Genomic DNA, 21065 nt, shown 5'->3' with positions numbered 1-21065 from the left:
CACAGTCATTTTGTCCCAGCTTTCTTGGTTTATTCACCTGATGTAACCTCCGTCTTTAAGGAAATTCTCCATATCTTTCATGGTCCTATTGAAATAAATGTTGTCATGATTTCCGTAGTTAAAGAAACCATGATCCATACCTTCATATGTTATCCATTCAATTTCATTTCCCGATGCCCGCATTCGGTCAGTGAAATCTATATTTTGTTCATATAAAATGTCTTCTGTTCCGCACATCCAAAGTGTTGATGGCAAACACGCTCTAATATGGTGCATAGGGGACACACTTTCTGCTTTCTCTACTCGCTCTGGAAAAAGGCGATTCATAATGTCTATTGCATCCATCCCTCCTGCATACACGATCAATGCATTGGGTACATGATCTGTAGTGTTTTCTTCATCATCGATCTCCGGAAACATGATGGACGAGACGGAAATATATCCACCAGCCGATGCTCCACACATGATAATTCGATTCGGATCTACGCCCATTTCATCATGGTTATCTCTCACCCAGCGTACAGCAGATTTAACATCACATATAGCTTGTTCTGGCACGAACCCCTCATCATGGCCGTTTCGATAATCCACACAAATCGCTACCAAACCTATAGATGAAAAATAATGGGCCTGATGTTGAAACTGAGCAGGAGTATGTGGACCCTTATTAAAACTTCCTCCATTAAAAAATAAAATAGCCGGTCTATGACCTCTATTCTCTTTAGGGTAAAATATGTACAATGATAGATCTCGTAGATTTACTGTCTTATATGACTTTTGAATAACTGGGTAATCAAAATTAATGACTCTCAAACCAAATAACCTCCTAATTATCTATATCTAATCCAACTCTCTCTTTTTACGCCTATACCAATATGTATATATCTCTCGATAACCGAGTCGTTCATATAATCGATTGGCTGGCTCATTACTGTATAGCACCTGTAAATAACTATGACTTGCTCCATTTGCCTTGGCCCACTTCAAAATATGTAAAACCAATTCCATTCCGTATCCGCGATTTCGATAACTATGATCCGTAACGATGTCATATAGTCCAACATAATCTTGTTCAATGATTCCGACTCCGCAAGCAACAGGAATCGAATCTTCGTACAGTGTAAAGAAACCTTTTTTCAAATATGAACTAGATAATAGCTTTCTTGTGATTTCTGTATGTGTTTTTGTGAGGTTGTTAAGCGAACTTACAACCTCTAACCATGTATTACTAATTTCAGCTTGTATTGTCACGTTGTTAGTTTGAGGCTCCTCCATCTCTGATAGATCCAAGATCCGAACACTTGTAAGGTCAAGAACTTCATAGCTTTGCTGTTCCAAAATGCTGTCTAAATGTTCAGGAATCACAAAAGGAGTGATTTTGAAGACCGTATCAAGTCCAACATGGGAGTATAATGATTCGCATCTCCGGATTTTCTCTTCGATTTCTTGGAGGCTCTGTTCATGACTATGGTAAATAGGATTAATGGAATTAGATCTCTTCGTATATCCGTCAGCAAAACGTAAAAGCCAACCGTCATAGAGAAATGTCTGTAATGCCGGCCAAGCATTTAAAGAAAACTCTTCTATTTTTTTGCGCATGGGTCACACTACCTTCTACATAATAAGTAATTGAATTAAACGTCGGTTAATCCTGGTTTCCAGCCCATTTCTTGACTCCACCGACTTGCATTTGTCATAATATCCCAAATTACGGGTTCTTTCCCTTCAACATACCTTTCACGTGCATCTTTGAATAATTCCATCAATCTATACTTCTCTTCAGCATATTTCTTACAGTCGGCTGGATGAACTCTCAAATAATCCCGAAATAACAATGCAAATTGTTCTGACCAGCTTCCCGACTCTCGAACATGAATATGTACTCTCCTTTTTCCTGGTTTTTCTCGGAAATATCGTTTCGTTAAATCGATGTTGTCGACTCTATGTCTGAAGCCAATTCTTTCGAAGTGAGATTTATATAGCTCTATGGCCTCTAATCTAGCTACAGAAACCTGAATATCTACTATTGGTTTAGCATCGAGGCCTTCTATAGAAGTAGAACCAATATGATCTATTCGTATTGCTGTCTGACCAAGAGCTTGTCTTATTTCCTTTCCAATTTCTTTAAATTCTATCTGCCACTTTGTATCGTAAGGAACAATAATAATAGGATCAGGCATACTCTCTAACCTTTCTTTCTCTATAATCATCTATCGCCGATAACAACAAATTCAAATTGAAGTCAGGCCATAATGTATCTGTAAACCATAGCTCTGATTGAGCCGACTGCCATAAGAGGAAATTACTTAATCTTTTTTCTCCACTCGTTCTAATAATGAGATCTGGGGCAGGGCAACCCTTCGTGTATAAATAGGATTCCATTATATCTTCCGTTATTTCACTTGAATTCGGGTGATCTTCAATGCATTTATGAATGGCTTGAATAATATCAGCTTTCCCACCGTAATTCATAGCAAAATTAATAATCATTCCCGTATTCATTCGAGTCATTTCAACACTTTTTCGCATAATATCTTGTATTGACTCTGGAAAATTAGATAAGACTCCAATATATCGAATCTAAGTTCACTCCTGAACATTGAAGAATCAGTATTGATCTACACTCTTTTTTTTCATGTTTATATAGTAGGGTTCAAATCCAATAGCTTCCCAAAATCGATATCCACTTTCATTAACACTTAGTACATCAATGACCAAGGTACTATGCTCTGGAAAAAGCTCCTCTTCAAGTAACTCAATCCCCCGCTTACCGATCCCCTGTTGCCTATATTCACGCTTGATAAAGTATTGCCTAATATAAATTTCTTTGATTTTATTGTTATATAAATTGTTCCTTAATAGGTATAGAGCGTAGCCAATTGGTTCGTCATCTAACAATAATATGGCTGCATTCCATCCTTCTGTTAAGAATTGATACATTCGAGTAACCAGTTCTCCAAGAGCCATTGAATTATCACTGCGTTCATCTTGAATTAATTCCTTATTCATTGTGGCTAACCATTCAGCGTCTTCAGATGTAGCTAGGCGATAGCTTAGTTGTTGAATTTTTCTCATCTCCATCCGAATGATGTTATTTCATACTACTTCTCTCCATCACTAACAAATAACAAATAGTACTCTTTCTTCTCCGGACTGCTATACCCAACGTCATCCTTGCACGAGGTGAGATAATATTCTGTACCGTTTAGGTTTCCATAAGGACCTACCCGTTTACCCAGTTCTGTACAAGTTGCCTCGTTCACACCTTTATCCTGTCCTCCGAATGCATCCCATGTATTATCGTAAACATATATAAACTTCTCTCCATCAAACTCCAGATCAATATAGATCGGATCTCCTTCATCTGTATAGTGAGCGATTGTGATCCGATTCTTAACTTTGTTCTGAACATCCTCATAGAACTCTTCCAGTCTATCCACATTAGCCAGTCCAGATGGTCCTGTAACAACATAGCCTTCTGATTTTGCCTCCCTAAAACTCATATTCTTGTGTAATGAAATGTTCTCCTGAATGGGATCTGAGCTACATGAGGTAAATACAATGGATAAAAGCATTAGAATAATAATTTTTTTCAACAATAGTGTACCTCCATAAACGATCGCATAATAGCGATTATTATATGTTTGACGAAGTTAGCACCTGAAAAGTTACGATAATCATTCAACTGTCATCTCGAAACCCTTAATCCAGCTTAGATCCTTACCGTAACGTTTCTCTTTATGAATATAGTAAATTTGGGGGTTTAAATTCTCTTGTGCTTCACTTAATGCATCTACCGTGAATTTCATATTATAGATCCCCTTCATGCCTGGAATCCCGAATCCAAAAGGCTCTTGAGCCATTGGCATATTTGAAGTTTCATTCGTAAGCATCTGAAGACTAGCGTGGTCATTCCCGATAGAAGAAGGTGTAAATAGATCATCATCCTGAATGAAGGAAATATTCCCTTTGCCCGGTATGATGGGGTAAATCATATTCGAATGATAGTCATCTTTTTTTTGATTCACTTGTAATTCAACCATATATTCATTTGCGTTCAATTTATGTATTGTACTCTCAATTGTTATATTCGTTGGCATAAATTCCGGTGATAGATTACGATAAAATAAAAATCCACTCGCGATCAAAACGAATATAGTTAAGAATATGCCTATTGTTATTTTGGCTCCGCGATTCATAGTGAACCTCCTCCTTGAAAAAGATCAACGAGTCCTATCCACGATGTTGAAGAAGTTATCTGCAGGAATAAGTAGGTCATTACTTCTTATTTAATTATGATCTTCAATTAAATATTTTTTCTTATCTTTGAATTTGAATTTTGACTTCCCTGATAACTGTATCCTGTCTCCCGCTTTCGAACCATTTAGAAACATGAATTCCCCCCTTTCATTATAAAAAAAACTAATCATCAATTTGTTCGAACGTAGTCCATCCGGCCTCTGGATAATCACCCCATAGCTCAATAATATTACGATCTGGATCGTAGAATTTAAAAGAAGTTCCTTCATAATCCTTCATCGATGTAACTTCAATTCCTAAGGATATTAACTTCTGATAGATCTCGTGAATGTTATGTACTACAAAGCCATAGGCAGCTTGTGTTCCAGTTGAATAATTCATATGTGAATTAATGCTTGGCTCATTCATAATTAGCATCACTCGTACACCAAACTCACTCCGAAGCTCTAAGAATAATGCATCTTCTTTAACAACTCGAAATCCAAAATGTTGATTGTACCATTCTGCGGAACGCTTAAAATCACTTACGGTTATGTACAAATAGCTGCTAAATATACTCATAAATCATTTCTCCTCTCACAAAAGCTATGAAATGACAATGTCCTCCTTGTCTGATTAAGCATAAATTGTATTTAATCATTTTGCCTCCTTAATCATGTAGGCCAGCTTATACATCTCCGCTATATCATGCCTTTGGATGTCTTCGAATCTCTTGATTGCTTCTTCGATATCCACTAATTCAACGGCTACAACTGTCTCGCCATCTTCTGGATTTAATGGAACATCAACGATATTCACCTCTCCATAACCGATTAAACGAACGAAATTAGGATGAGGAATATGGGATTTGTACGGTTGATCTGCACGGGATAAGCAATTAAAGTTACCAAATACTTGATAGGATATTAGCTCCGCTCCAAGCTCCTCCATCATTTCTCGCCTTAATCCATCTATATATCGCTCACCTTCTTCTAATGTGCCCCCGGGAAGCTCCCAGTTCCCATTATCGATTTGAAAGACAACACACTTGCTTCCGCAAAAAGGTATGATGCTGACGTTACTTACTAAGCTTTCGTCTATCCTATCTGTTATGACAAACTTAGCTTGAACAATCCCCCAATCCATTACGCCAGACAGGGCTGGAAACGCGTTTAAATCTATCATTTTCATGTTCCTCAATCATTCCTTTCATTCACCCACAGGTTTTTTTATGATATGCGTCTTCTAATAGTTCTTTAAGACCTTCCGCTTTCCTCTTCATATATGTACTCCAAAAAATCATACCCTTTTGAGCTAACTCTTCAGTAGTATACAATTCCGGTTCAAAGCTTCCCCAACACCCATCTGAGGTAAGCTTGTCCCAGCCCATAAAATCAGCATACTTTTTGTTCTCAATAGGAATGGAGGATCCCATGGACTCTAACTTCACTTTATCTGGACATAGCCACATCGCAGTACATACGGATAACAATCCACCGTGCATTTCATCTAATCCTTCTAATTCTGCTGCTTGAATGGCTAAGACCCAAGCATCATGATTATGATGTGGATGAATGACTATTATCTCTGGATATTTATAATTGATGTGTTTGATAAATGCCCCTTCCCAATAAGAGCCACCATGGCCTGAACATACAACAAACTTCTTAAACCCTTGCCTCATTAGACTAATAATGATTTCCTCCAACATGGTTGAAATTAGATTAGGGCTAATCGTTACTGTCCCTTTGAAATTCGCATGTTCCTCAGAAGTATTGAACGGTAACGTTGGTAGTACATATGCATTTAAAGCTTTTCCGTATTCTTCTGCATAACGTTCAGCAATTAAATTATCCAAGTGCATAGGCAAATACGGCCCAAACTGTTCGGTTGCACCTACCGATATGATTGCGGTATCAATCCCGCTTTCCGATAATTCTTTCGTTGTGTTGGTGTAATTCAACATTAGATCACATCCTCATATACGTAGAATTAAATATCCTTAATTATAATAATATACCATTTATAACCACACACAATAAAAAAAGCGCCCCAGCCATAGGCTAGAACGCTTACTATTCACGATCATAAACCACTTCTGTGCCTGCGATTAAATCGTGCAGTGACCGTCTATCTTCTCTCATGCTGATCATAATAATACTTGCGATTAATCCTATGCCTAGAGTCAATACGTAGACCACGCCCCCGACAACGTTGCGCATTAACATGGTGCCGAAACTGGGAGGCATATGATCATATACCTTCCGAATACGTATCCCGCAAATACGCTTTCCAATTGTGTAACCATACCAGAATATCGGTAGTAGCAGCGAGTATAACATCGACAAAATGTCAGTGATCGGTTCCCGATCCATTCCTCCGTCAATTTGATAAGAAAGAAAACCTAATGGAATCCCAATAATCAGACCATCCAACACCATAGCACCTAATCTTATCCAAAACCCAGCTTCCCTCTCCATGCAATCACTCCCATCATACCAAGAAGATTTCAGTTCAAGCTCTTTATTCGATATACTCAATTTCCCTTACCTTAAAATCATCTGGATTCCAATCATCGTCTGGTGATCGGTCCTCTATCGTTATTCTCAAAGTTTGACCTATAGTAAATTCATTAGTATCTTTAATTTTTATCGGGTCTCGATCCACATATATAAGGGACTTCTCCTTATCGATCCCTGTAATTTCTCCCTCTTTAACAAAGACCTCAGAATATCGCTGACATCCCATTAACAGAACAATCATGACAAGAATACAAACTAAAAAATGTGCTCTTCTCATGTATATTCACCTCCACCACATATTATCCATTGAGGTTTTTCGCTAAAAAGACTATTCTGTTGACTTCCTTAAAGCCATTCTTCACATAAAACTTCTCTGCGGGTATATCTCGGTTCGTAAGCAAAGCTATGTCCTCTATGCCCTCAGTAGTTAATGTCTGCTCAAGATATTGAAGCATGTTTGTTCCAGTTCCAGCGCGATGAAAATCCGATCTAACACACAATTCATGAATGAAGAATTCATTCCCCTTCCACCAACACTTACTTACTCCAAAAATAAAACCATGAATTCCAGAGTCGTTCGCTGCTACTACGCCAATAAAACCCGGTGTGCTTACAAAATCCATTAAATATTGCTTAGCCCTGTCATCTGTCCACTGATCGTTCCAAGGCTCACTGTTGAATACATCCATAAATAACTCGACACAAAATTCTAAATCACTAGGTTTGAAGTCTCTAATGATCATTGATATCACCGCTTCTATATAGGATAATTCACAACTCGGCATATAAGACTCTCAACTCGTATTTCTATTCTCTCATCCTCGAAGGATTGTTCATAGTCATTGTTCATTTTAGTATAAAAATGTTGAATAGCTTTTAGTAAAGAGACCAAGAACGCTTGATATGGAAGCTGTGCATCCACACACTTATTAGTTCTATCAAACTCTTGGTAGATGGATAGATGAAGGAACTCTTGATTAAGCGATTTCAACTCTATAATGTATGGGTCAATACCATATTGTCGTCTAGATTCACCATAGTTAATTACTTCCTCAGCAGCATTTAAATATGTCAGCCATAAATCATGTGCACTAGGCACATTAAATCCGGCGATAACTTCTTGATCATATGTAATAGTAAAGAGCATCTGAATATGTCGAGTTGAGAATTTATCATCATGTATGATTTCATATACTTCTTCAACATTATCGATATTTACATATTGCTTTTCCGTGTGTATAAGTTCCAACCAGTTTCTAACCCCGTATTTTTCCTCAATTTGTCTGCCTGATCTTACGAAATGTGGTTTAATTTCAATCATTAACGTACTACCTCTCTAATTTCTTTGAATAGATTACAGGCACATTACTCTTATCCATAAATTCAATGATGGCCACTTCTGTTATTTTTCCGTAGATCGCGTCATTCCTTCTAGAACAATAGTGAAATCCCTCGGCTAACTTCTCGGGTGACAATCGATTCGCGATTGTACAATGAGGTATCCATCTGTCAGGCAGATATAGAGACTCAGGATCATCGTTAAACAGTACAAAACGTTTGTGATGATTAGAATGGAAATCCAACAGTTCTCTTGTGACAATGGGCGTGAAATACAATGCTCCTGATCTCAAAAAAGATCCAATAGAGCTGAATGAAATATCCAATTCGGGGGCGTTATTATAGAAATCATCCATTTGTTTTATAAAATCAGATTTAATGAAATGGTTATAGCTCGCCAGCGTAATATGAGGCTTTCTATCTACCACTTCATCTGCATAAAAAGATATAGATCTCTCCGTCAGCTCATCCCAAATGTTTCTGATCATCTGTTCTGTTTGTTCATCGAATAAAGCGATAACACCATACATTCATCATCACCCCAAGCGTTATGTGTACCTAAAATAGTTCTTAATCACTTCGTCATCCCAAACCTGCACTTCAATATATCTTTCCGGCCCCTTGTCTCCATGTCTGTTCCAATGTTGCGGAAATCCAAAGTCCTCTATCACTTTCATTATTTCTTGTTTGGTATACACTTGTTTACTATAGGGTTTATTATCCTCATACCTCATTGTGGGAAAAAGATCACCATATGTAAAACTAATGGAATCTTCTACGAACATATTCCAATTTATTGCTAGTCTGCTCGGTTTCACATACCATGTTTCGAGCCAATCACACGCGCCTAAAGTCATGTAATGGGGATAATTCCTCTTCGGATTTCCACCTTTTGCAATAAATTGTTCTCTTGCCTTCCTCTCCAAATCTCTTCTAATCGTTAAGTAATCTGACGATCTCTGACTCGCGAATGTTCTTCCCTCAAGTCTTATTTGTTTAGAAATGTTTAACGCTTCTTCAGCAGTTAAACTGGATAGATTTCTAAATGGACCCATATCCTCATCAAAATAATGATATAAAATGTGGTTCATCATGTTATTCCTTTTCGTTTTAATATTGTGTAGCCATAAAAGCTAGCATGCTTATGGTCCAAACGATTAGTGCAAATAAAGATCCTGACCAGAACAATTCTACTTTATAGGGTTTGTTCTTAACGATTTTTTTAACGGCTCTTAATAGTGCAACAATGAAGAAGTATGCTATAACTGGCATTAAATATATACCGATATAAGCAAAAATAATCATATTAAAGCTCCCTTCATCATTAAGAGTTTTATCACTCCTGTACCGCATTCCTCATACGAATCATAGAGAAATTGACCGTAGACTCTAAAATACGTTCTTTCAATGGGATTAATGAGGGGGTCACTCTCAGCTCTATCCCTTCATGTAAAATTGCGCTTATCAAATCATCAATTTTCTCGATACTTAAGGGTTTAACGGTAAGATTTGTGGTGTAATAACCTGCATTCGGTTCCTCTAATTTAAATCCTTCTGAATCAAACGTGTATTTATAGATTGTTCCTTTTTTTAACCGATCGTACCAACCTGTCTCAATCGCAACAATCCGCTTAGTCTTTGACATTCCAAAGAACTTTACTAGATCATCCTCAGTAGTATCTTCTTTGGGCCATAGACACACTCTCGGACATTCGCGAGGAAAATAATAATGGGGAGCATGATATGCATCAATGGTCCATACCTTTGCCTCTGCCTGATTGTATATCTTCCTTGGTTCAAAGACCTGAATATTTGACTCTTCACTAAAATGGTATAGTTTCATGAACGACTTGACCTCACTTTATACGGTGTTTCGCATTATTTTAAATCTTTTAGAATTTCCAGAGCTGTAATATGTACTTCCTCAAGTTCTTCTCCCTTCGTTGGTGTATAAGCTATTCTCTTAATTTCTTCTTGTAAAGATAGTATCAACTCATCCGGTAATTCCATGACAAAATATCTTAGGCACCATTCTTTCCAAATATCATCATCACCTGAGAGTACAAGACTTATGTGTGGGATTGTTTCTTCAGGGATTGTTAATAGGATTTGTGATATATTGATAGCTATTGGCCAGTTTATATCTTGAAGCCAACCTAGCAATTCCGGTATAAGTTGAACGATGTCTTCTTTTGGTAATTTTTTTAAGTCATTTACTTTTTCGAAATCATGCTTGTTCCTTGGTAAAAGATTAAAAATCAGACTTCCTCCTTTTGTCATAACTTCTACTATAAATGATAGACCTTCTTAATCAAAAGCTTTCTTAAACCCTATGTTTTAAATAATATTGCAACCCTGCCCGATCTACATCAGAGAACTGCCTTGGATTTTCAAACATTAATCTATTAACCTCTTCTACCGTTTCCCATCGAACATCCTTTGTATCGTCCCCAACGGTCAGGAGACTTCCTTCCACCTTACAAATAAAGTACATCCCTACTGAATCTACTGGCCCTTTTACCGTCTGGTATACACAAAAAGGTTCCAAGCATTCCACTTCGAAATCCGGGTTAATTCCCCGGGTATCGATACGCTTCTCACTACCCTCCACCTCAACAACTGTTAAACCTGTTTCTTCGAAAACCTCACGCTTTAACCCATCTAAGATGGGTTCATATAGTTCTAATCTTCCTCCTGGTAATTCCAATGCTTGCTCGTTCTTTTTATTTCGAGTTTGAATAACGATTTCCGTTGTGCCATTCTCTTCACGTTCAATAAAGGCCCTTGCATTAACATAAAACATGAACGAATACCTCTTCTTATACAGCATGGCCCTCTACTTCTTCTATTATTTCCTGCAAACTACCAAGCCACTCTGGATAATAATCACGTTCTTTACATTCATTAATTAATCTTGCAATATACTCACGATCACATTCTGTAAAAGATTCCTTATCTAATAAACTAATCCAGATTAAATCCTTCAGATTTCGTTCATCCATAGTTAGGTGCATCTCTTCTGGGTCGCATCCTAACTTACAGCTCTGGTTCCCAATATCAATCAGGAAGGTATGATGTCCTTCTGCTATTTCTTGATTGAACCTAAAAAGAATCTCCCCTTTTACTTGAGCTTCCTCCATCAGTTCTCGTAAAACCGCTTCCTCTGGAGTTTCCCCCTGTTCGATCCTTCCACCAATGAAAGAATGACGTAATTGGTTATGGCTAGAAGCCATCCCATATGCGAATAACATCGCTTGATCTCTAATAATTATTGCTTGGGCACGTTGTCTCATGAGTATCATCCTTTTTACATCAATAATTTTGTACCAGAAGTAACAGCATCTAGCACCTTCATACTAATATCTGGAAGATGATTAAGCAATGAAAAAGGACTAGAGCTCGTATGCTCAGTCCTTTTCAGCCAATATGTATTATTTTATTTTCGCATAGAGCAGCGTATCTCCAGTCTTCTATTCTCATAAACTAGACTCTTTCAGCTCAGTAATAAATCCATTCGTATTCCTGTCCCCTAGATATTCCTCTATTCAGTGCCTGGATTCGAATAAACCCCGATCAAGTGGGAAACCCGGCATCAATTCCGCTTTCCTCTTTTCTCTCTGATGAACTATCCCTCAGTAGACTTTTGGATATATATCATAATCTCTTCTGCTCTGATAATGACTTTATCTTCAACTGTAGCTTCTCCTCTACCTAGTACAAAGCCTCTTCGGTTCTTCACAACCTCATAAAACAATTCAATTCGATCACCAGGATATGCCTCTCCTAAAATTTCCACACCACTAATAGACGAAAGAAAGCCTAAACTTTTCTCTTGCTCTATTGTTGCAAATGCTCCCAATTGCGCTAATGCCTCCACAATCATCATACTCGGCATACATTGATGTGATTCAGTAATATACCACTCATTCCATGTCACATTCTTATAACCCTTAACCCATTTGCCCTGTTCTATCGCTGTAATCCGGTCTATCATTAAAAATGGATATCGATGAGGAATGACACTTGGAATATCAAACATATTTATGTTCCTCACCTCCACCAGAAACTTGATTTGAATTCTTTAACTGAACTCCCATATGAAGACTCCTTATTTCGTATTTTCCACCTTACTTATATATTTATGTCTAAAAAATCTCTTAACTCATGAGCTAAATCACTTTCAGGTACTATTCCACTTTCTCTCGTTAGAACAAATGGAATCCACTGCCAGTCCTCAGGTCCAGCGAATCCAATTCTTGACCAATTATCAATAAACGCAATAAAATTATGGCCTAGCGTATAACCATGTCCATTACCATCATCATGACTCAAATATACAATTGGATATTCTGTTTGTTTACTTAAATCAAATGCAAAATAATCACCATTCCCTACTTCTAGAAAAGCTAGCTTCTGGTGCCACACTTTATCATAATTGTCTTCTGGATCAGGAAAAACATGGTCGATCCATCCTCGTCTCTCTTCATCAAGCTCCACAATTTTGTTTAAGTTCCAGTAAACTCGTCCACTAAAAACCCCTCTATATTCATAAGGAAGTTCAAAATTATCTGGTAAATACCAGCGAAAACTAAATTCAGCTGAGAAATTTAACAAGACATACTTAAAACTTTCCGGTAATAAGACGCCCAACTTATTCTCTACGGATTGTATTTGATCTTTCGTAGCAGGATCTTTAATGATTAGTTCCTGAACCTCTCCACCGAATTCTCTAATCCGATTGGCTATCCGGTCAATACGCTCTCTAAACAATTCAAATGAAAAAGACATTATGCATTTTCCTTTACTATTATTAATATTTTTTTCTTAGTACTTCATCTAGCTATTTTCAAAGCAACCATTCACTACTTACATTTTTTCTCTAACCTTCTCTAAAATCGCTAAATCTCTTCGCTGAATAAATTGCGCGATATAGTTGTTAGGTCTATCATTCCTAAGTATTAAAATCGCTTCCTCAATTCCAATCCAAATAAGCTGGAAACCTGAATCTAATTCTTGGTTAGTATATTTAGGCGAGCCAATCTCTCCTACCACCTTACAGAAGTAACTGTAGGATAATTGAAGTAATTCATGTTTATTTCTGTACTCAATGACCAATCCTATCTCGTCCATGATATCTATCTGTGATCCAACTTCTTCTATGATTTCTCGTTTCAGAGCAGCATGTAAGTTCTCTCCTTCTTCAACACCACCACCAGGAAGCTTATGGTAATTATTATTGGAGACAAATAATAAGGCAATCTTTCCGTCACTGTTTACAACTACCGCTCTGGATGATTTTCTAACATTAAATTTTTTACTTTCAAGCTCATTACTGCTTTCAATGATTTCACTTTCAAGTATTTCAGCGATTAACTCCAATGGGGTTCCCTCTTTATGTATCTTTTTTTGTGATCACTTGCACTTCATAATTCTTACTTTTTCCTCCACAGCGACGTCCACAAAAATGGCACACCGAACCGTTCACTGTCTTTATCCATTTCCTTCATCATCCTTAATTCAATACACTCAAAATTATCAGACAAAAGATATCGAATCTTTTCTTCTGTAAATGCAAGCCCGCCTCTCATTCCCCGCTCTTCATATACATCCCAATCACTCAATTCAAACTCTGGCCCGCCTAATCCACCAAATCCTGGAGCAAAACAAGTTAAACCAAAATATCCTCCAGACTTTAATCCATCATGAATCATCTTAAGATATTGAATCCTGCGGTGAGGAAGTAGTCCATGCATACACCCTGAATCGTAGATAAGATCATATTCGTTGATTGGAGATAATTCGAAAACCGATTGGCATTTAAATTGAACATCCAAAGATAACTCTGCCGCTCTTTCTTTGGCCCAATCGATCGCTACTTGAGATATATCGACTGCTTCCACATCAAATCCATTAGCACCTAGAAAAAGAGCATTCCTTCCAGGCCCACATCCTAACTCCAAAACTCTGCCCCTTTGAATCATGCCAGTATGTACATAAGAAACCAAATTCTCATCTGGTTTATTGTTGAAAAAGGGAACCTTTCGTTCCCGATCTGAATAAAAAGGATCCCAAAAATGAGTTGAAGGTTTAAATTGGGAATCTAGCAACCTGAAGAGATCCTCCTGGCTTTTAATGGTGTGTTCTTTCATATGATCATTCCTCCCTTAGAGTTTGGCACCAAATCCATTTACTCCAAAATACGTTGTTATACGAATTAATTAATCTTAAAATTCGGTATTTCTAGACTAATTCCTCTTATAATACAAAAGGACAGATACATAACAGATAAGATGATCTGATGTATCTATCCTTTTTACTACTCATTCTGTATTTATTTAGACACTATTTACTTCCTACTCATGACTTTCCTTGTCATCACTATCTTTTTTCAATCTTCCTGCTTTCTTCACTGCTTCCTTTAAAATAATCTCGATTTGAGCATTGACGCTTCGCAACTCGTCATCTGCCCATTTTTCAAGCGCGTCATAGAGCTTGGGGTCAATTCTTAGCGGGTAAGCTTTTCGTTTGGCCATTAGTTAATCCTAGTGGATGCTTCCTGTATTAATGACAGGTTGCGTCCCTTTTTCAGAAACAATCGCAACCATCAGGTTATTCACCATTTGTGCCTTTTTATCATCATCTAACTCAACTACCCCTTCAGCCGCTAATTGCTCTATTGCGCTTTTCACTAAACCGACAGCCCCATCTACAATGACTTTACGTGCTGATAATACGGCCTGTGCTTGTTGTCTTTGTAACATAGCAGATGCAACTTCAGATGAGTAAGCGAGATGCATAATACGTGCTTCCATAACATCAACGCCAGCTACCGCCAGACGACTTTGAAGATCTTGTGCCAAAAAGTCAGCAATCTCATCGCTATTCTTCCGTAGGGACATATCCGTATCTTTATCAAAATGATCATACGCATATTGACTTGCAATATGACGAATGCCTGTTTCACTTTGAATCTGAACAAACTCTTCGTAATCTTCTACATCGAACGTAGCTTTTGCACTATCCGATACTTTATATACAACAACGGCGGCAATTTCAATCGGATTACCTTCCAGATCATTTACCTTTAGCTTTTCACTGTTAAAGTTGATGACACGAAGAGAAACTCTCGACTTAACGGTTAAGGGAATAGCTACCCATAGCCCTTGCTCTCGAATTACACCGATATACGTTCCGAATAATGTAAGCACTTTGGCTTCGTTTGGTTGAACAACAGTTATGCCTGAAAGAATAAACAAAGCTACAATGAACAAAAGAACTGGAATAACCAAAGCTGCGCTAACCGTATCCGTGGAAATAAACATAAATCCAGCGAGTACGATAAGGAGCAGTGACACAATAATACCGTAATAACCGTTCATTTTGAATGCTTGTTTCTCATGCATTTCTACAAACCCCCTACATATCAATGTGATATCACAATAATATCATGTGAATGAAGGAATTGGCAATAAATATAGGGTTAGATTAGCTTTTTATCTCCAGATTTTTGGAAATGAATCATTTAAAAATATCTTTAAGTTCTGTCCGGTCTGCTTCATTTAAAATATAATGTCCACTCTCATCTTCATCCATAAATAAATCTCCACCATCATCTATCCACAAGTATAATTTCTTGGCCTGGCCACTCTCCAAGCTTATTTCCACCTCATAATCAGGAGGTCGAATATCAAGTTTTCCTTGATTGTAAACACTATTATTGATTGCATTCATAAACACTTTAATTTCTTGCTGAGTCAGACTCCGAGCAGAGTCTTTTTTGTTCTGTATTTTAATTTCACTAATATCTTCTGTGCTGATTTTGTTGTTATTTCCCCATGTGTTCGAACTATTATTTTCCTTGATATTCTGACAGCCAAAAAGAACTAGAGTAAGCGTTAGGATGTAAACAACTACAAGCATTTTATGGTTCATATGCTTCTCTCCTCCCCTACTCAAATTGATTCAACCTTCAACAAATCTTGGTACTTCAACTGAGTTTCTATTTATTATCCATTCAGCTAATACATCTCTTGTAGGAGCACCCATTATAAAATTATGGTCTTGCTTCGGATGCGCCATATAATCAGTAATTTCATCTAAAGGTATCCAGGCTATTCCGATTTGATGTACATCTGGGGTCTGTCCTACTTTAGCTTCTCTATCCGCTCTTACTTCACATAGAAAAGTAAAATCAATCTGGTGTACATCCGGTTCCAGTTCATAAAATTGTGAATCTCTCTTAGCTATAAACTCGTTAATAAATAGTAACTCATGATTTAAAACAACTAAATCGGTTTCTTCCTTAACTTCCCGCTTTAAGGCATCTGTAATACTTTCGGCGTGATTTTGTCCTCCACCCGGGAGAACGTAAAAGACCCCTTGAGCACCTATTCTTCTTAAGACAAGTAGTTTACCTCCTTGAATGATGATGGCCCTTGCAGCAGTTCGAATCAGAGTGCACACCTACTCTCTGTGTATTTCGATATGAAAATCCTAAATGCTTTTCAGAAAATCAAATAAATGTCATCAAAATACCGCTGTTATAAGAAGTTGAATTCAGTTTCTATAGCCATTTCACACTCTTATACACCTTAAAATGTACTTGTCTCTTCAAGCATCGACCATTGAATACTAGGTATCTGTTCTTTGCTCGTCGTAATTATTCCAACATAAATATGTTCTGAATTTGGATTATGTAAATAATGTTCGATCGTGAACTTAATAATTTTAGACATATGTAAACTCAATAAATCATTCTTATGTATCCAGAATAATTCGCCTTCATCGGAAGATATATAATTCGTATGTTCCGTATCACCAAAATAAACATATTGCTGACGAATTTCTCCACTGCCACTTTCTATTAAAATATACTTGAGTCTAAAGTTCTTAATCTCGCTTTTCTTGAATCCAGTTTCCTCTTCAATCTCGCGATAACTTGCTAGCTTGGGATGATTTAGCTCCTCATATTCGAGATGTCCTCCAATACCTCCCCAAAATTCGAAATCAAATATCTTACTTCTTTCCTTTTTCATCATCAATACATTGTCTTGGTTAAACAAAAAAGCTGTTGCCATTTGTCTTACTTCCATACGACACCTTCCTTTTATTCAGAAAATGATTAATTTATTATCTATCTAACGTTTCCCGCGCTTAGTAGTTCTTCCATTTTGAATAACGAATGTACTTTAAGTCCGATCTCTTCTAACTTACTTCTGCCTTCTGGATTTCTCTCAATGACACATACTACATCCGTAACGATAGCTCCCGCTTCTCTTAAATCATGGGTACTTAAAATCACTTGCCCACCGGTTGTAATTACATCCTCTACTACACAAATCCGCTTACCTACAATACTAGTTCCCTCAGCAAGCTTGCAGGTTCCATACTCTTTTGCTTTTTTTCGTACAAAAGCGGCAGGAATATTTGACTTCAGTGAGAGGGCAGTGGCGATAGGTATACCTCCCATCTCTAAACCGGCAAGTACTTCAATTCCTTCAGGTAATAAAGCAAATAATTCTTCCGCGACCTTAGATAATATAACTGGATCTGATTCGAATAAGTACTTATCAAAATATTCACTCGAAACCTGTCCCGATCTTAGAGTGAATTCACCTGTTAAATGAGCGATCTCATAAATTTCCTTGGCTAATTGATTTGTCATTGTTGATTGCCTCCATGTTTTGATTTTTGTTATGTATCTTGTAGTGATTTCTTTATGTCCTTAATAATGTACTTACCTCTTTCTTTAGGTCATCAAATACAGGTCTTTGTACAGTACTTATGTCTTCAATATTAATATCCTCGATTGATTTGAATTCAAGTTTTAATGATTCTCGAGTTTCATCGGAATAAATAAGAGTTTTCCTGTCTTCAGCAATTCTCCCCTCTAAATCAACCCTAGCATTAAAAATAAACATAACGAAAACAACTTCATTCCCGTCAGGATATCTATACTTCATGCGTGAACCGCTATAAACCGTATAAAGTTCATATTGTTGTACTTCTAATCCTGTCTCCTCAAATACTTCTCGTATCATAGTCTCTTCAATAGATTCACCCGCTTCCATCCCACCGCCAGGAAGTCCCCAATTACCGTAATCAGATCTTCTTTGGAGTAATATCCTACCTTGGTTGTCTCGAATGATTGCTCCCCCAGTTACTAATATCCTCATCCTCAATTACTCCTCCCGTTCTCTCTATACGATAGGTCCCTCAATTGCCTTACTAAGGATCATCTTGAATTCTGCAGTATCTGAAGATTTATTTTTTATATAGACTCGGTATTTCCCGTCCTCTGGAATAGAAATGACCACGGACCCGGTTCCTTCTCTCACGAGTTCTTTGTACACTTTTTCAGTCGAAATAGACTTTAGTCCAATTTCTAGTGATCTTACCTCTTCACTACTCACTGAAAGTGTGAACGACTCTCCTTTTCTAAACGGCAGCTCTCCAAAATTATTGCTCCCTTCACCACTGAGCCTTATAAAAAAATCTTTGCCGTCCCTAGTTTCTATACTCCCTGCTTCTCTAATAGATGTTGGAGTTTCGGAAGCTTGTTCTTCTGAGCGTGGGAATATCTCAATGTTTGCATCTGAAGACTCCCTATAGTTTTCCGAACTGGTCTTAATCGTATAATTGCTATTTACGAGTACAACAATCATCAAGGCCACAGCAATGCTCACAAGGATCATTGCGACTTTCTGCATTGCTTGCATAATCAATTTCCCCTCCCTCGATAAGCTCTTACTGTCATCCACTATTCATTGATTATACAAATACAATAAGATCGATAACACATTGTTATATGAAATTAATATTATCAAATCTCTAAAAATGTCCAAAGTAAGTGTTACCCAACTGACCTAGATAGCTCTCATCTTAGTCAGTAAGGCCCACGCAAAGTCAGCAACTAGGTGCGACAGAAAAATCTTCTTACTCCTCTTTCATAAAGAGGCCCACACAGACTAGAATGAATCCAATAGCCCCAATAAAAACTTCATTTCCATAAAATCTTATTCCCGGTTCTCCTTGAATGAATAAACTAACTAAAATTAATGCTGCACCGAATATCATAATTTTTATTGATTTCATCATAGATGCACCTTTCATTATTGTTTCTTGTGGTTTTGAATTATTATCTTATAGTGTTTACATGTTCACGTCCAGGTAGGTCATATGCTTCTCATAAAACACGATTGTCATTTTTTCATTTATCACTTCTATATGTTCCGTTCTCTTATAACCCAACTTCTCGTATAGATAGCAATTTCCGTGTTCTTGCAGAATGGTATCTAGTTCCCACACGATTGCGTCATTATACATTTCTTCGATCATTGCAAATACTTGCTGAGCAATTCTTTGACCTTGATGTTCCGGTAGAATAAATATAGGACTGATACGGTATGTTTTATTGCTTTTTCTGATGATTCTAATAGCACCAACAGGATTAGAGATGTTTTTAATGATGTAATACTCCGAGAATGATTGATTCATTCGACTAATTATTCGTTCAATGGTCTCATTCGCAGGACTTGTTTCATAATCCTGATATTTATGTAACAAGGGCATGAATGCTTTGATTTGCATTTCAAGAATATCAGAAGCGTCGGTTAAACCTGCCTTACTAAGAGAAATCTTCAATGTGCTCTTCCTCCAGTCATTCCCAGTAAATGACATGAAATCGAGACTACATGCCCTTAACGCTGTCTTGAGTAGTTTATTTCAATATTCTCATTACTTAAAATCATTTCATTTTTCTTTAATTCTACTTCAAATAATGAGTCTTCTATTAAAATTTCATTCTCTGATTTCCATTCATATTTCATATCCTTTGTTTCATCATTAAATTTCTTTTGAGGTATTCCACTTTCGATTGCTACCATATTAAAATGTTTAGCATGAATCGTAGTGTCGGTTATTTCTAAATAATTAAAATGCTCCTCATCACTTCCGACTTTCTGAGTTGCTTGATTACCTTCCCAGACTCCAAGTATTAGACTTTTATTATCTTGTGCACAACCAGATATCAGGAATTGGACTGACACAACGAATAAGACAGCGAATATTCTAAAAGATTTCATTTGAACTCCTCTCTTTTTGATTCAAAAGTATGTTCTGCAAAACAAGCCAATTCCTCAACACACTTAATCCCGCTTACACAATCCAATAGTACTTACGATTATCCCAATGAAGATGGTAATGAAACTTAAGCTAGGATAATACATCCGAAAATCAGCAATCGCATTGAAAACAAAACCTAGAACAATGAACTGCAAACCGAACAACATAACTTTCTTCCCATCTAAAACTCGGAAAAAAATGAATAAAGCAATTAACCCTATAATTATCGCTACGATGATTAAAATACTAATGACCTTAAACCCTAATTCAGAGAGTTGAAAAATATTATCAACATCAGAAGCACTCATAAGCTTCACTCCTTTTTCAATTTAGAGAATATTACCGCGTCCACAAATCTGTTTTTCTTAAAGTAATACTCATTCAATAATCCTTCTTCCGTAAATCCTGATTTCTCTAACAATCCCCTAGATTTTACGTTCTCAGGATGTATCAAAGCCTGGATTCGATTGAATCCCAAATCTTTAAACCCAAAATCAATAGCAGATTCTAGTACTTCGGTCATATACCCTCGGCTCCAGTATTCAGGTGATAATTCATACCCTATTTCAGCCTTATAATGTTTCTTAGACCAATTAAAAAACCCACACGTTCCAATAACCCGATCTTCTGATCTAAGCGTAATTCCCCATCTTATCCCTTGTATCGAATCTATCATTCCAAAACTGGATTAAATCTTCTGCTTGCTGTACCTCTGTAAAACGATCCAAATCATAAAACGCCGTTACTTCATCCGTTGAAAAATAATGATATACATCAGCTGCATCTTCTTGCCGCAATTGTCTAAGGACCAACCTTTGGGTTTTACGTACCGGGAACATCTTC

General features: G+C 37.1%; 39 protein-coding genes. All 39 read right to left on the bottom strand.

All coding sequences use genetic code 11. The features are described from left to right. Positions 1 to 33 precede the first annotated feature (33 nt). The 39 genes from ACK8P5_RS09065 to ACK8P5_RS08875 all read right to left on the bottom strand — a co-directional run bounded on the left by ACK8P5_RS09065 (position 34) and on the right by ACK8P5_RS08875 (position 21061). Entirely contained in the window at positions 34 to 813 is a 780-nt protein-coding gene (locus ACK8P5_RS09065; protein WP_422660613.1) for an alpha/beta hydrolase, read from the bottom strand. A 27-nt stretch (positions 814 to 840) separates the two neighbouring features. Further along, a complete protein-coding gene (locus ACK8P5_RS09060; protein WP_422660612.1) occupies positions 841 to 1599 on the bottom strand; it encodes a GNAT family N-acetyltransferase in 759 nt (252 codons plus the stop codon). A 35-nt stretch (positions 1600 to 1634) separates the two neighbouring features. Beyond that, positions 1635 to 2180, bottom strand: a complete 546-nt coding sequence (locus ACK8P5_RS09055) for a GrpB family protein (protein ID WP_422660611.1) — start codon at positions 2178 to 2180, stop codon at positions 1635 to 1637. After that, entirely contained in the window at positions 2173 to 2571 is a 399-nt protein-coding gene (uppS, locus tag ACK8P5_RS09050) for a polyprenyl diphosphate synthase (RefSeq protein WP_422661422.1), read from the bottom strand. The genes ACK8P5_RS09055 and uppS overlap by 8 nt, the downstream gene beginning before the upstream one ends. A 36-nt stretch (positions 2572 to 2607) precedes the next feature. Continuing rightward, complete coding sequence (locus ACK8P5_RS09045; protein WP_422660610.1) at positions 2608 to 3075, bottom strand: GNAT family N-acetyltransferase; 468 nt, start codon at positions 3073 to 3075, stop codon at positions 2608 to 2610. Positions 3076 to 3101: 26 nt separating this feature from the next. Continuing rightward, positions 3102 to 3503 carry a DUF4362 domain-containing protein gene (locus ACK8P5_RS09040; RefSeq protein ID WP_422660609.1) on the bottom strand — a complete coding sequence of 134 codons (402 nt, stop codon included), beginning with the start codon at positions 3501 to 3503 and terminating at the stop codon, positions 3102 to 3104. 174 nt (positions 3504 to 3677) lie between these two features. Continuing rightward, on the bottom strand, positions 3678 to 4199 hold the full coding sequence (locus ACK8P5_RS09035; protein WP_422660608.1) for a hypothetical protein: 522 nt from the start codon (positions 4197 to 4199) through the stop codon (positions 3678 to 3680). Between the two features lie 223 nt (positions 4200 to 4422). Continuing rightward, the gene (locus ACK8P5_RS09030) at positions 4423 to 4821 is read right to left on the bottom strand and encodes a VOC family protein (protein ID WP_422660607.1); all 399 of its coding nucleotides are present in this window, start codon (positions 4819 to 4821) and stop codon (positions 4423 to 4425) included. A gap of 75 nt (positions 4822 to 4896) precedes the next feature. Beyond that, entirely contained in the window at positions 4897 to 5430 is a 534-nt protein-coding gene (locus tag ACK8P5_RS09025) for an NUDIX hydrolase (RefSeq protein ID WP_422660606.1), read from the bottom strand. A gap of 22 nt (positions 5431 to 5452) precedes the next feature. Then, the gene (locus ACK8P5_RS09020; protein WP_422660605.1) at positions 5453 to 6205 is read right to left on the bottom strand and encodes a creatininase family protein; all 753 of its coding nucleotides are present in this window, start codon (positions 6203 to 6205) and stop codon (positions 5453 to 5455) included. A 109-nt stretch (positions 6206 to 6314) separates the two neighbouring features. Next, complete coding sequence (locus ACK8P5_RS09015) at positions 6315 to 6719, bottom strand: RDD family protein (RefSeq protein WP_422661421.1); 405 nt, start codon at positions 6717 to 6719, stop codon at positions 6315 to 6317. A 43-nt stretch (positions 6720 to 6762) separates the two neighbouring features. Next, positions 6763 to 7038, bottom strand: a complete 276-nt coding sequence (locus tag ACK8P5_RS09010) for a hypothetical protein (protein ID WP_422660604.1) — start codon at positions 7036 to 7038, stop codon at positions 6763 to 6765. A gap of 22 nt (positions 7039 to 7060) precedes the next feature. Continuing rightward, positions 7061 to 7504: a GNAT family N-acetyltransferase gene (locus ACK8P5_RS09005; RefSeq protein WP_422660603.1), complete on the bottom strand. Its 444-nt coding sequence runs from the start codon at positions 7502 to 7504 to the stop codon at positions 7061 to 7063. A 14-nt stretch (positions 7505 to 7518) separates the two neighbouring features. Beyond that, a complete protein-coding gene (locus ACK8P5_RS09000; protein WP_422660602.1) occupies positions 7519 to 8082 on the bottom strand; it encodes a hypothetical protein in 564 nt (187 codons plus the stop codon). Positions 8083 to 8089: 7 nt separating this feature from the next. Next, on the bottom strand, positions 8090 to 8629 hold the full coding sequence (locus ACK8P5_RS08995) for a 2'-5' RNA ligase family protein (RefSeq protein ID WP_422660601.1): 540 nt from the start codon (positions 8627 to 8629) through the stop codon (positions 8090 to 8092). 18 nt (positions 8630 to 8647) lie between these two features. Then, positions 8648 to 9190 carry a hypothetical protein gene (locus ACK8P5_RS08990; RefSeq protein ID WP_422660600.1) on the bottom strand — a complete coding sequence of 181 codons (543 nt, stop codon included), beginning with the start codon at positions 9188 to 9190 and terminating at the stop codon, positions 8648 to 8650. A 19-nt stretch (positions 9191 to 9209) separates the two neighbouring features. Continuing rightward, complete coding sequence (locus ACK8P5_RS08985; protein WP_422660599.1) at positions 9210 to 9371, bottom strand: hypothetical protein; 162 nt, start codon at positions 9369 to 9371, stop codon at positions 9210 to 9212. Between the two features lie 64 nt (positions 9372 to 9435). Beyond that, complete coding sequence (locus tag ACK8P5_RS08980; protein ID WP_422660598.1) at positions 9436 to 9942, bottom strand: DUF6886 family protein; 507 nt, start codon at positions 9940 to 9942, stop codon at positions 9436 to 9438. Between the two features lie 35 nt (positions 9943 to 9977). Then, entirely contained in the window at positions 9978 to 10379 is a 402-nt protein-coding gene (locus ACK8P5_RS08975) for a DUF5071 domain-containing protein (protein ID WP_422660597.1), read from the bottom strand. 43 nt (positions 10380 to 10422) lie between these two features. Then, positions 10423 to 10902, bottom strand: coding sequence for an NUDIX hydrolase (locus ACK8P5_RS08970; RefSeq protein WP_422660596.1), 480 nt, complete (start codon positions 10900 to 10902; stop codon positions 10423 to 10425). Between the two features lie 16 nt (positions 10903 to 10918). Then, on the bottom strand, positions 10919 to 11392 hold the full coding sequence (locus tag ACK8P5_RS08965; RefSeq protein WP_422660595.1) for an NUDIX domain-containing protein: 474 nt from the start codon (positions 11390 to 11392) through the stop codon (positions 10919 to 10921). A gap of 332 nt (positions 11393 to 11724) precedes the next feature. Continuing rightward, positions 11725 to 12138 carry a 3-hydroxyacyl-ACP dehydratase FabZ family protein gene (locus ACK8P5_RS08960; protein WP_422660594.1) on the bottom strand — a complete coding sequence of 138 codons (414 nt, stop codon included), beginning with the start codon at positions 12136 to 12138 and terminating at the stop codon, positions 11725 to 11727. Between the two features lie 92 nt (positions 12139 to 12230). Further along, complete coding sequence (locus tag ACK8P5_RS08955; RefSeq protein WP_422660593.1) at positions 12231 to 12887, bottom strand: SMI1/KNR4 family protein; 657 nt, start codon at positions 12885 to 12887, stop codon at positions 12231 to 12233. A gap of 78 nt (positions 12888 to 12965) precedes the next feature. Next, a complete protein-coding gene (locus tag ACK8P5_RS08950; protein WP_422660592.1) occupies positions 12966 to 13478 on the bottom strand; it encodes an NUDIX domain-containing protein in 513 nt (170 codons plus the stop codon). Positions 13479 to 13531: 53 nt separating this feature from the next. After that, positions 13532 to 14248: a class I SAM-dependent methyltransferase gene (locus ACK8P5_RS08945; protein WP_422660591.1), complete on the bottom strand. Its 717-nt coding sequence runs from the start codon at positions 14246 to 14248 to the stop codon at positions 13532 to 13534. Between the two features lie 204 nt (positions 14249 to 14452). Continuing rightward, on the bottom strand, positions 14453 to 14632 hold the full coding sequence (locus tag ACK8P5_RS08940; RefSeq protein WP_422660590.1) for a hypothetical protein: 180 nt from the start codon (positions 14630 to 14632) through the stop codon (positions 14453 to 14455). Between the two features lie 9 nt (positions 14633 to 14641). Further along, on the bottom strand, positions 14642 to 15502 hold the full coding sequence (locus tag ACK8P5_RS08935; protein ID WP_422660589.1) for an SPFH domain-containing protein: 861 nt from the start codon (positions 15500 to 15502) through the stop codon (positions 14642 to 14644). 115 nt (positions 15503 to 15617) lie between these two features. Continuing rightward, positions 15618 to 16031 carry a hypothetical protein gene (locus tag ACK8P5_RS08930; protein ID WP_422660588.1) on the bottom strand — a complete coding sequence of 138 codons (414 nt, stop codon included), beginning with the start codon at positions 16029 to 16031 and terminating at the stop codon, positions 15618 to 15620. Between the two features lie 30 nt (positions 16032 to 16061). Further along, positions 16062 to 16562, bottom strand: a complete 501-nt coding sequence (locus ACK8P5_RS08925) for an NUDIX domain-containing protein (RefSeq protein WP_422660587.1) — start codon at positions 16560 to 16562, stop codon at positions 16062 to 16064. A 128-nt stretch (positions 16563 to 16690) separates the two neighbouring features. After that, positions 16691 to 17191, bottom strand: a complete 501-nt coding sequence (locus ACK8P5_RS08920; protein WP_422660586.1) for an NUDIX domain-containing protein — start codon at positions 17189 to 17191, stop codon at positions 16691 to 16693. Between the two features lie 41 nt (positions 17192 to 17232). Next, positions 17233 to 17763 (bottom strand): orotate phosphoribosyltransferase, encoded by a 531-nt coding sequence (gene pyrE / locus ACK8P5_RS08915; RefSeq protein ID WP_422660585.1) that lies wholly within the window; start codon positions 17761 to 17763, stop codon positions 17233 to 17235. A 52-nt stretch (positions 17764 to 17815) separates the two neighbouring features. Further along, positions 17816 to 18274 (bottom strand): NUDIX domain-containing protein, encoded by a 459-nt coding sequence (locus tag ACK8P5_RS08910; RefSeq protein ID WP_422660584.1) that lies wholly within the window; start codon positions 18272 to 18274, stop codon positions 17816 to 17818. A gap of 24 nt (positions 18275 to 18298) precedes the next feature. Beyond that, the gene (locus ACK8P5_RS08905) at positions 18299 to 18817 is read right to left on the bottom strand and encodes a hypothetical protein (RefSeq protein ID WP_422660583.1); all 519 of its coding nucleotides are present in this window, start codon (positions 18815 to 18817) and stop codon (positions 18299 to 18301) included. Positions 18818 to 19034: 217 nt separating this feature from the next. Continuing rightward, the gene (locus tag ACK8P5_RS08900; protein WP_422660582.1) at positions 19035 to 19193 is read right to left on the bottom strand and encodes a hypothetical protein; all 159 of its coding nucleotides are present in this window, start codon (positions 19191 to 19193) and stop codon (positions 19035 to 19037) included. A gap of 57 nt (positions 19194 to 19250) precedes the next feature. Continuing rightward, entirely contained in the window at positions 19251 to 19742 is a 492-nt protein-coding gene (locus ACK8P5_RS08895) for a GNAT family N-acetyltransferase (RefSeq protein WP_422660581.1), read from the bottom strand. A gap of 56 nt (positions 19743 to 19798) precedes the next feature. Beyond that, on the bottom strand, positions 19799 to 20182 hold the full coding sequence (locus tag ACK8P5_RS08890; protein WP_422660580.1) for a hypothetical protein: 384 nt from the start codon (positions 20180 to 20182) through the stop codon (positions 19799 to 19801). A gap of 63 nt (positions 20183 to 20245) precedes the next feature. Further along, positions 20246 to 20530, bottom strand: coding sequence for a hypothetical protein (locus tag ACK8P5_RS08885; protein WP_422660579.1), 285 nt, complete (start codon positions 20528 to 20530; stop codon positions 20246 to 20248). A gap of 5 nt (positions 20531 to 20535) precedes the next feature. Further along, positions 20536 to 20898: a GNAT family N-acetyltransferase gene (locus ACK8P5_RS08880; protein WP_422660578.1), complete on the bottom strand. Its 363-nt coding sequence runs from the start codon at positions 20896 to 20898 to the stop codon at positions 20536 to 20538. Next, positions 20855 to 21061, bottom strand: coding sequence for a GNAT family N-acetyltransferase (locus ACK8P5_RS08875; protein ID WP_422660577.1), 207 nt, complete (start codon positions 21059 to 21061; stop codon positions 20855 to 20857). The genes ACK8P5_RS08880 and ACK8P5_RS08875 overlap by 44 nt, the downstream gene beginning before the upstream one ends. Positions 21062 to 21065 lie beyond the last annotated feature (4 nt).

Source organism: Paenibacillus sp. EC2-1, from assembly GCF_049311625.1.
Lineage (GTDB): Bacteria > Bacillota > Bacilli > Paenibacillales > Paenibacillaceae > Paenibacillus_AQ.
This window is presented reverse-complemented; position numbering and strand designations above follow the sequence as displayed.

Coding starts and splice junctions, on each gene's coding strand:
- ACK8P5_RS08880 (WP_422660578.1), bottom strand. CDS start 20,898: ATGATAGATTCGATACAAGGGATAAGATGGGGAATTACGCTTAGATCA.
- ACK8P5_RS08875 (WP_422660577.1), bottom strand. CDS start 21,061: ATGTTCCCGGTACGTAAAACCCAAAGGTTGGTCCTTAGACAATTGCGG.
- ACK8P5_RS08910 (WP_422660584.1), bottom strand. CDS start 18,274: ATGAGGATATTAGTAACTGGGGGAGCAATCATTCGAGACAACCAAGGT.
- ACK8P5_RS08970 (WP_422660596.1), bottom strand. CDS start 10,902: ATGTTTTATGTTAATGCAAGGGCCTTTATTGAACGTGAAGAGAATGGC.
- ACK8P5_RS08980 (WP_422660598.1), bottom strand. CDS start 9,942: ATGAAACTATACCATTTTAGTGAAGAGTCAAATATTCAGGTCTTTGAA.
- ACK8P5_RS09005 (WP_422660603.1), bottom strand. CDS start 7,504: ATGATCATTAGAGACTTCAAACCTAGTGATTTAGAATTTTGTGTCGAG.
- ACK8P5_RS08885 (WP_422660579.1), bottom strand. CDS start 20,530: ATGAGTGCTTCTGATGTTGATAATATTTTTCAACTCTCTGAATTAGGG.
- ACK8P5_RS08955 (WP_422660593.1), bottom strand. CDS start 12,887: ATGTCTTTTTCATTTGAATTGTTTAGAGAGCGTATTGACCGGATAGCC.
- ACK8P5_RS09045 (WP_422660610.1), bottom strand. CDS start 3,075: ATGAGAAAAATTCAACAACTAAGCTATCGCCTAGCTACATCTGAAGAC.
- ACK8P5_RS09020 (WP_422660605.1), bottom strand. CDS start 6,205: ATGTTGAATTACACCAACACAACGAAAGAATTATCGGAAAGCGGGATT.
- ACK8P5_RS08935 (WP_422660589.1), bottom strand. CDS start 15,502: ATGCATGAGAAACAAGCATTCAAAATGAACGGTTATTACGGTATTATT.
- ACK8P5_RS08975 (WP_422660597.1), bottom strand. CDS start 10,379: ATGACAAAAGGAGGAAGTCTGATTTTTAATCTTTTACCAAGGAACAAG.
- ACK8P5_RS08960 (WP_422660594.1), bottom strand. CDS start 12,138: ATGTTTGATATTCCAAGTGTCATTCCTCATCGATATCCATTTTTAATG.
- ACK8P5_RS09035 (WP_422660608.1), bottom strand. CDS start 4,199: ATGAATCGCGGAGCCAAAATAACAATAGGCATATTCTTAACTATATTC.
- ACK8P5_RS08900 (WP_422660582.1), bottom strand. CDS start 19,193: ATGAAATCAATAAAAATTATGATATTCGGTGCAGCATTAATTTTAGTT.
- ACK8P5_RS09015 (WP_422661421.1), bottom strand. CDS start 6,719: ATGGAGAGGGAAGCTGGGTTTTGGATAAGATTAGGTGCTATGGTGTTG.
- ACK8P5_RS09060 (WP_422660612.1), bottom strand. CDS start 1,599: ATGCGCAAAAAAATAGAAGAGTTTTCTTTAAATGCTTGGCCGGCATTA.
- ACK8P5_RS09010 (WP_422660604.1), bottom strand. CDS start 7,038: ATGAGAAGAGCACATTTTTTAGTTTGTATTCTTGTCATGATTGTTCTG.
- ACK8P5_RS08990 (WP_422660600.1), bottom strand. CDS start 9,190: ATGAACCACATTTTATATCATTATTTTGATGAGGATATGGGTCCATTT.
- ACK8P5_RS09030 (WP_422660607.1), bottom strand. CDS start 4,821: ATGAGTATATTTAGCAGCTATTTGTACATAACCGTAAGTGATTTTAAG.
- pyrE (WP_422660585.1), bottom strand. CDS start 17,763: ATGACAAATCAATTAGCCAAGGAAATTTATGAGATCGCTCATTTAACA.
- ACK8P5_RS08940 (WP_422660590.1), bottom strand. CDS start 14,632: ATGGCCAAACGAAAAGCTTACCCGCTAAGAATTGACCCCAAGCTCTAT.
- ACK8P5_RS09055 (WP_422660611.1), bottom strand. CDS start 2,180: ATGCCTGATCCTATTATTATTGTTCCTTACGATACAAAGTGGCAGATA.
- ACK8P5_RS08995 (WP_422660601.1), bottom strand. CDS start 8,629: ATGTATGGTGTTATCGCTTTATTCGATGAACAAACAGAACAGATGATC.
- ACK8P5_RS09000 (WP_422660602.1), bottom strand. CDS start 8,082: ATGATTGAAATTAAACCACATTTCGTAAGATCAGGCAGACAAATTGAG.
- ACK8P5_RS08985 (WP_422660599.1), bottom strand. CDS start 9,371: ATGCCAGTTATAGCATACTTCTTCATTGTTGCACTATTAAGAGCCGTT.
- ACK8P5_RS08965 (WP_422660595.1), bottom strand. CDS start 11,392: ATGAGACAACGTGCCCAAGCAATAATTATTAGAGATCAAGCGATGTTA.
- ACK8P5_RS08890 (WP_422660580.1), bottom strand. CDS start 20,182: ATGAAATCTTTTAGAATATTCGCTGTCTTATTCGTTGTGTCAGTCCAA.
- ACK8P5_RS08905 (WP_422660583.1), bottom strand. CDS start 18,817: ATGCAAGCAATGCAGAAAGTCGCAATGATCCTTGTGAGCATTGCTGTG.
- ACK8P5_RS08930 (WP_422660588.1), bottom strand. CDS start 16,031: ATGAACCATAAAATGCTTGTAGTTGTTTACATCCTAACGCTTACTCTA.
- ACK8P5_RS09025 (WP_422660606.1), bottom strand. CDS start 5,430: ATGAAAATGATAGATTTAAACGCGTTTCCAGCCCTGTCTGGCGTAATG.
- ACK8P5_RS08920 (WP_422660586.1), bottom strand. CDS start 17,191: ATGGAAGTAAGACAAATGGCAACAGCTTTTTTGTTTAACCAAGACAAT.
- ACK8P5_RS09040 (WP_422660609.1), bottom strand. CDS start 3,503: ATGAGTTTTAGGGAGGCAAAATCAGAAGGCTATGTTGTTACAGGACCA.
- ACK8P5_RS08945 (WP_422660591.1), bottom strand. CDS start 14,248: ATGAAAGAACACACCATTAAAAGCCAGGAGGATCTCTTCAGGTTGCTA.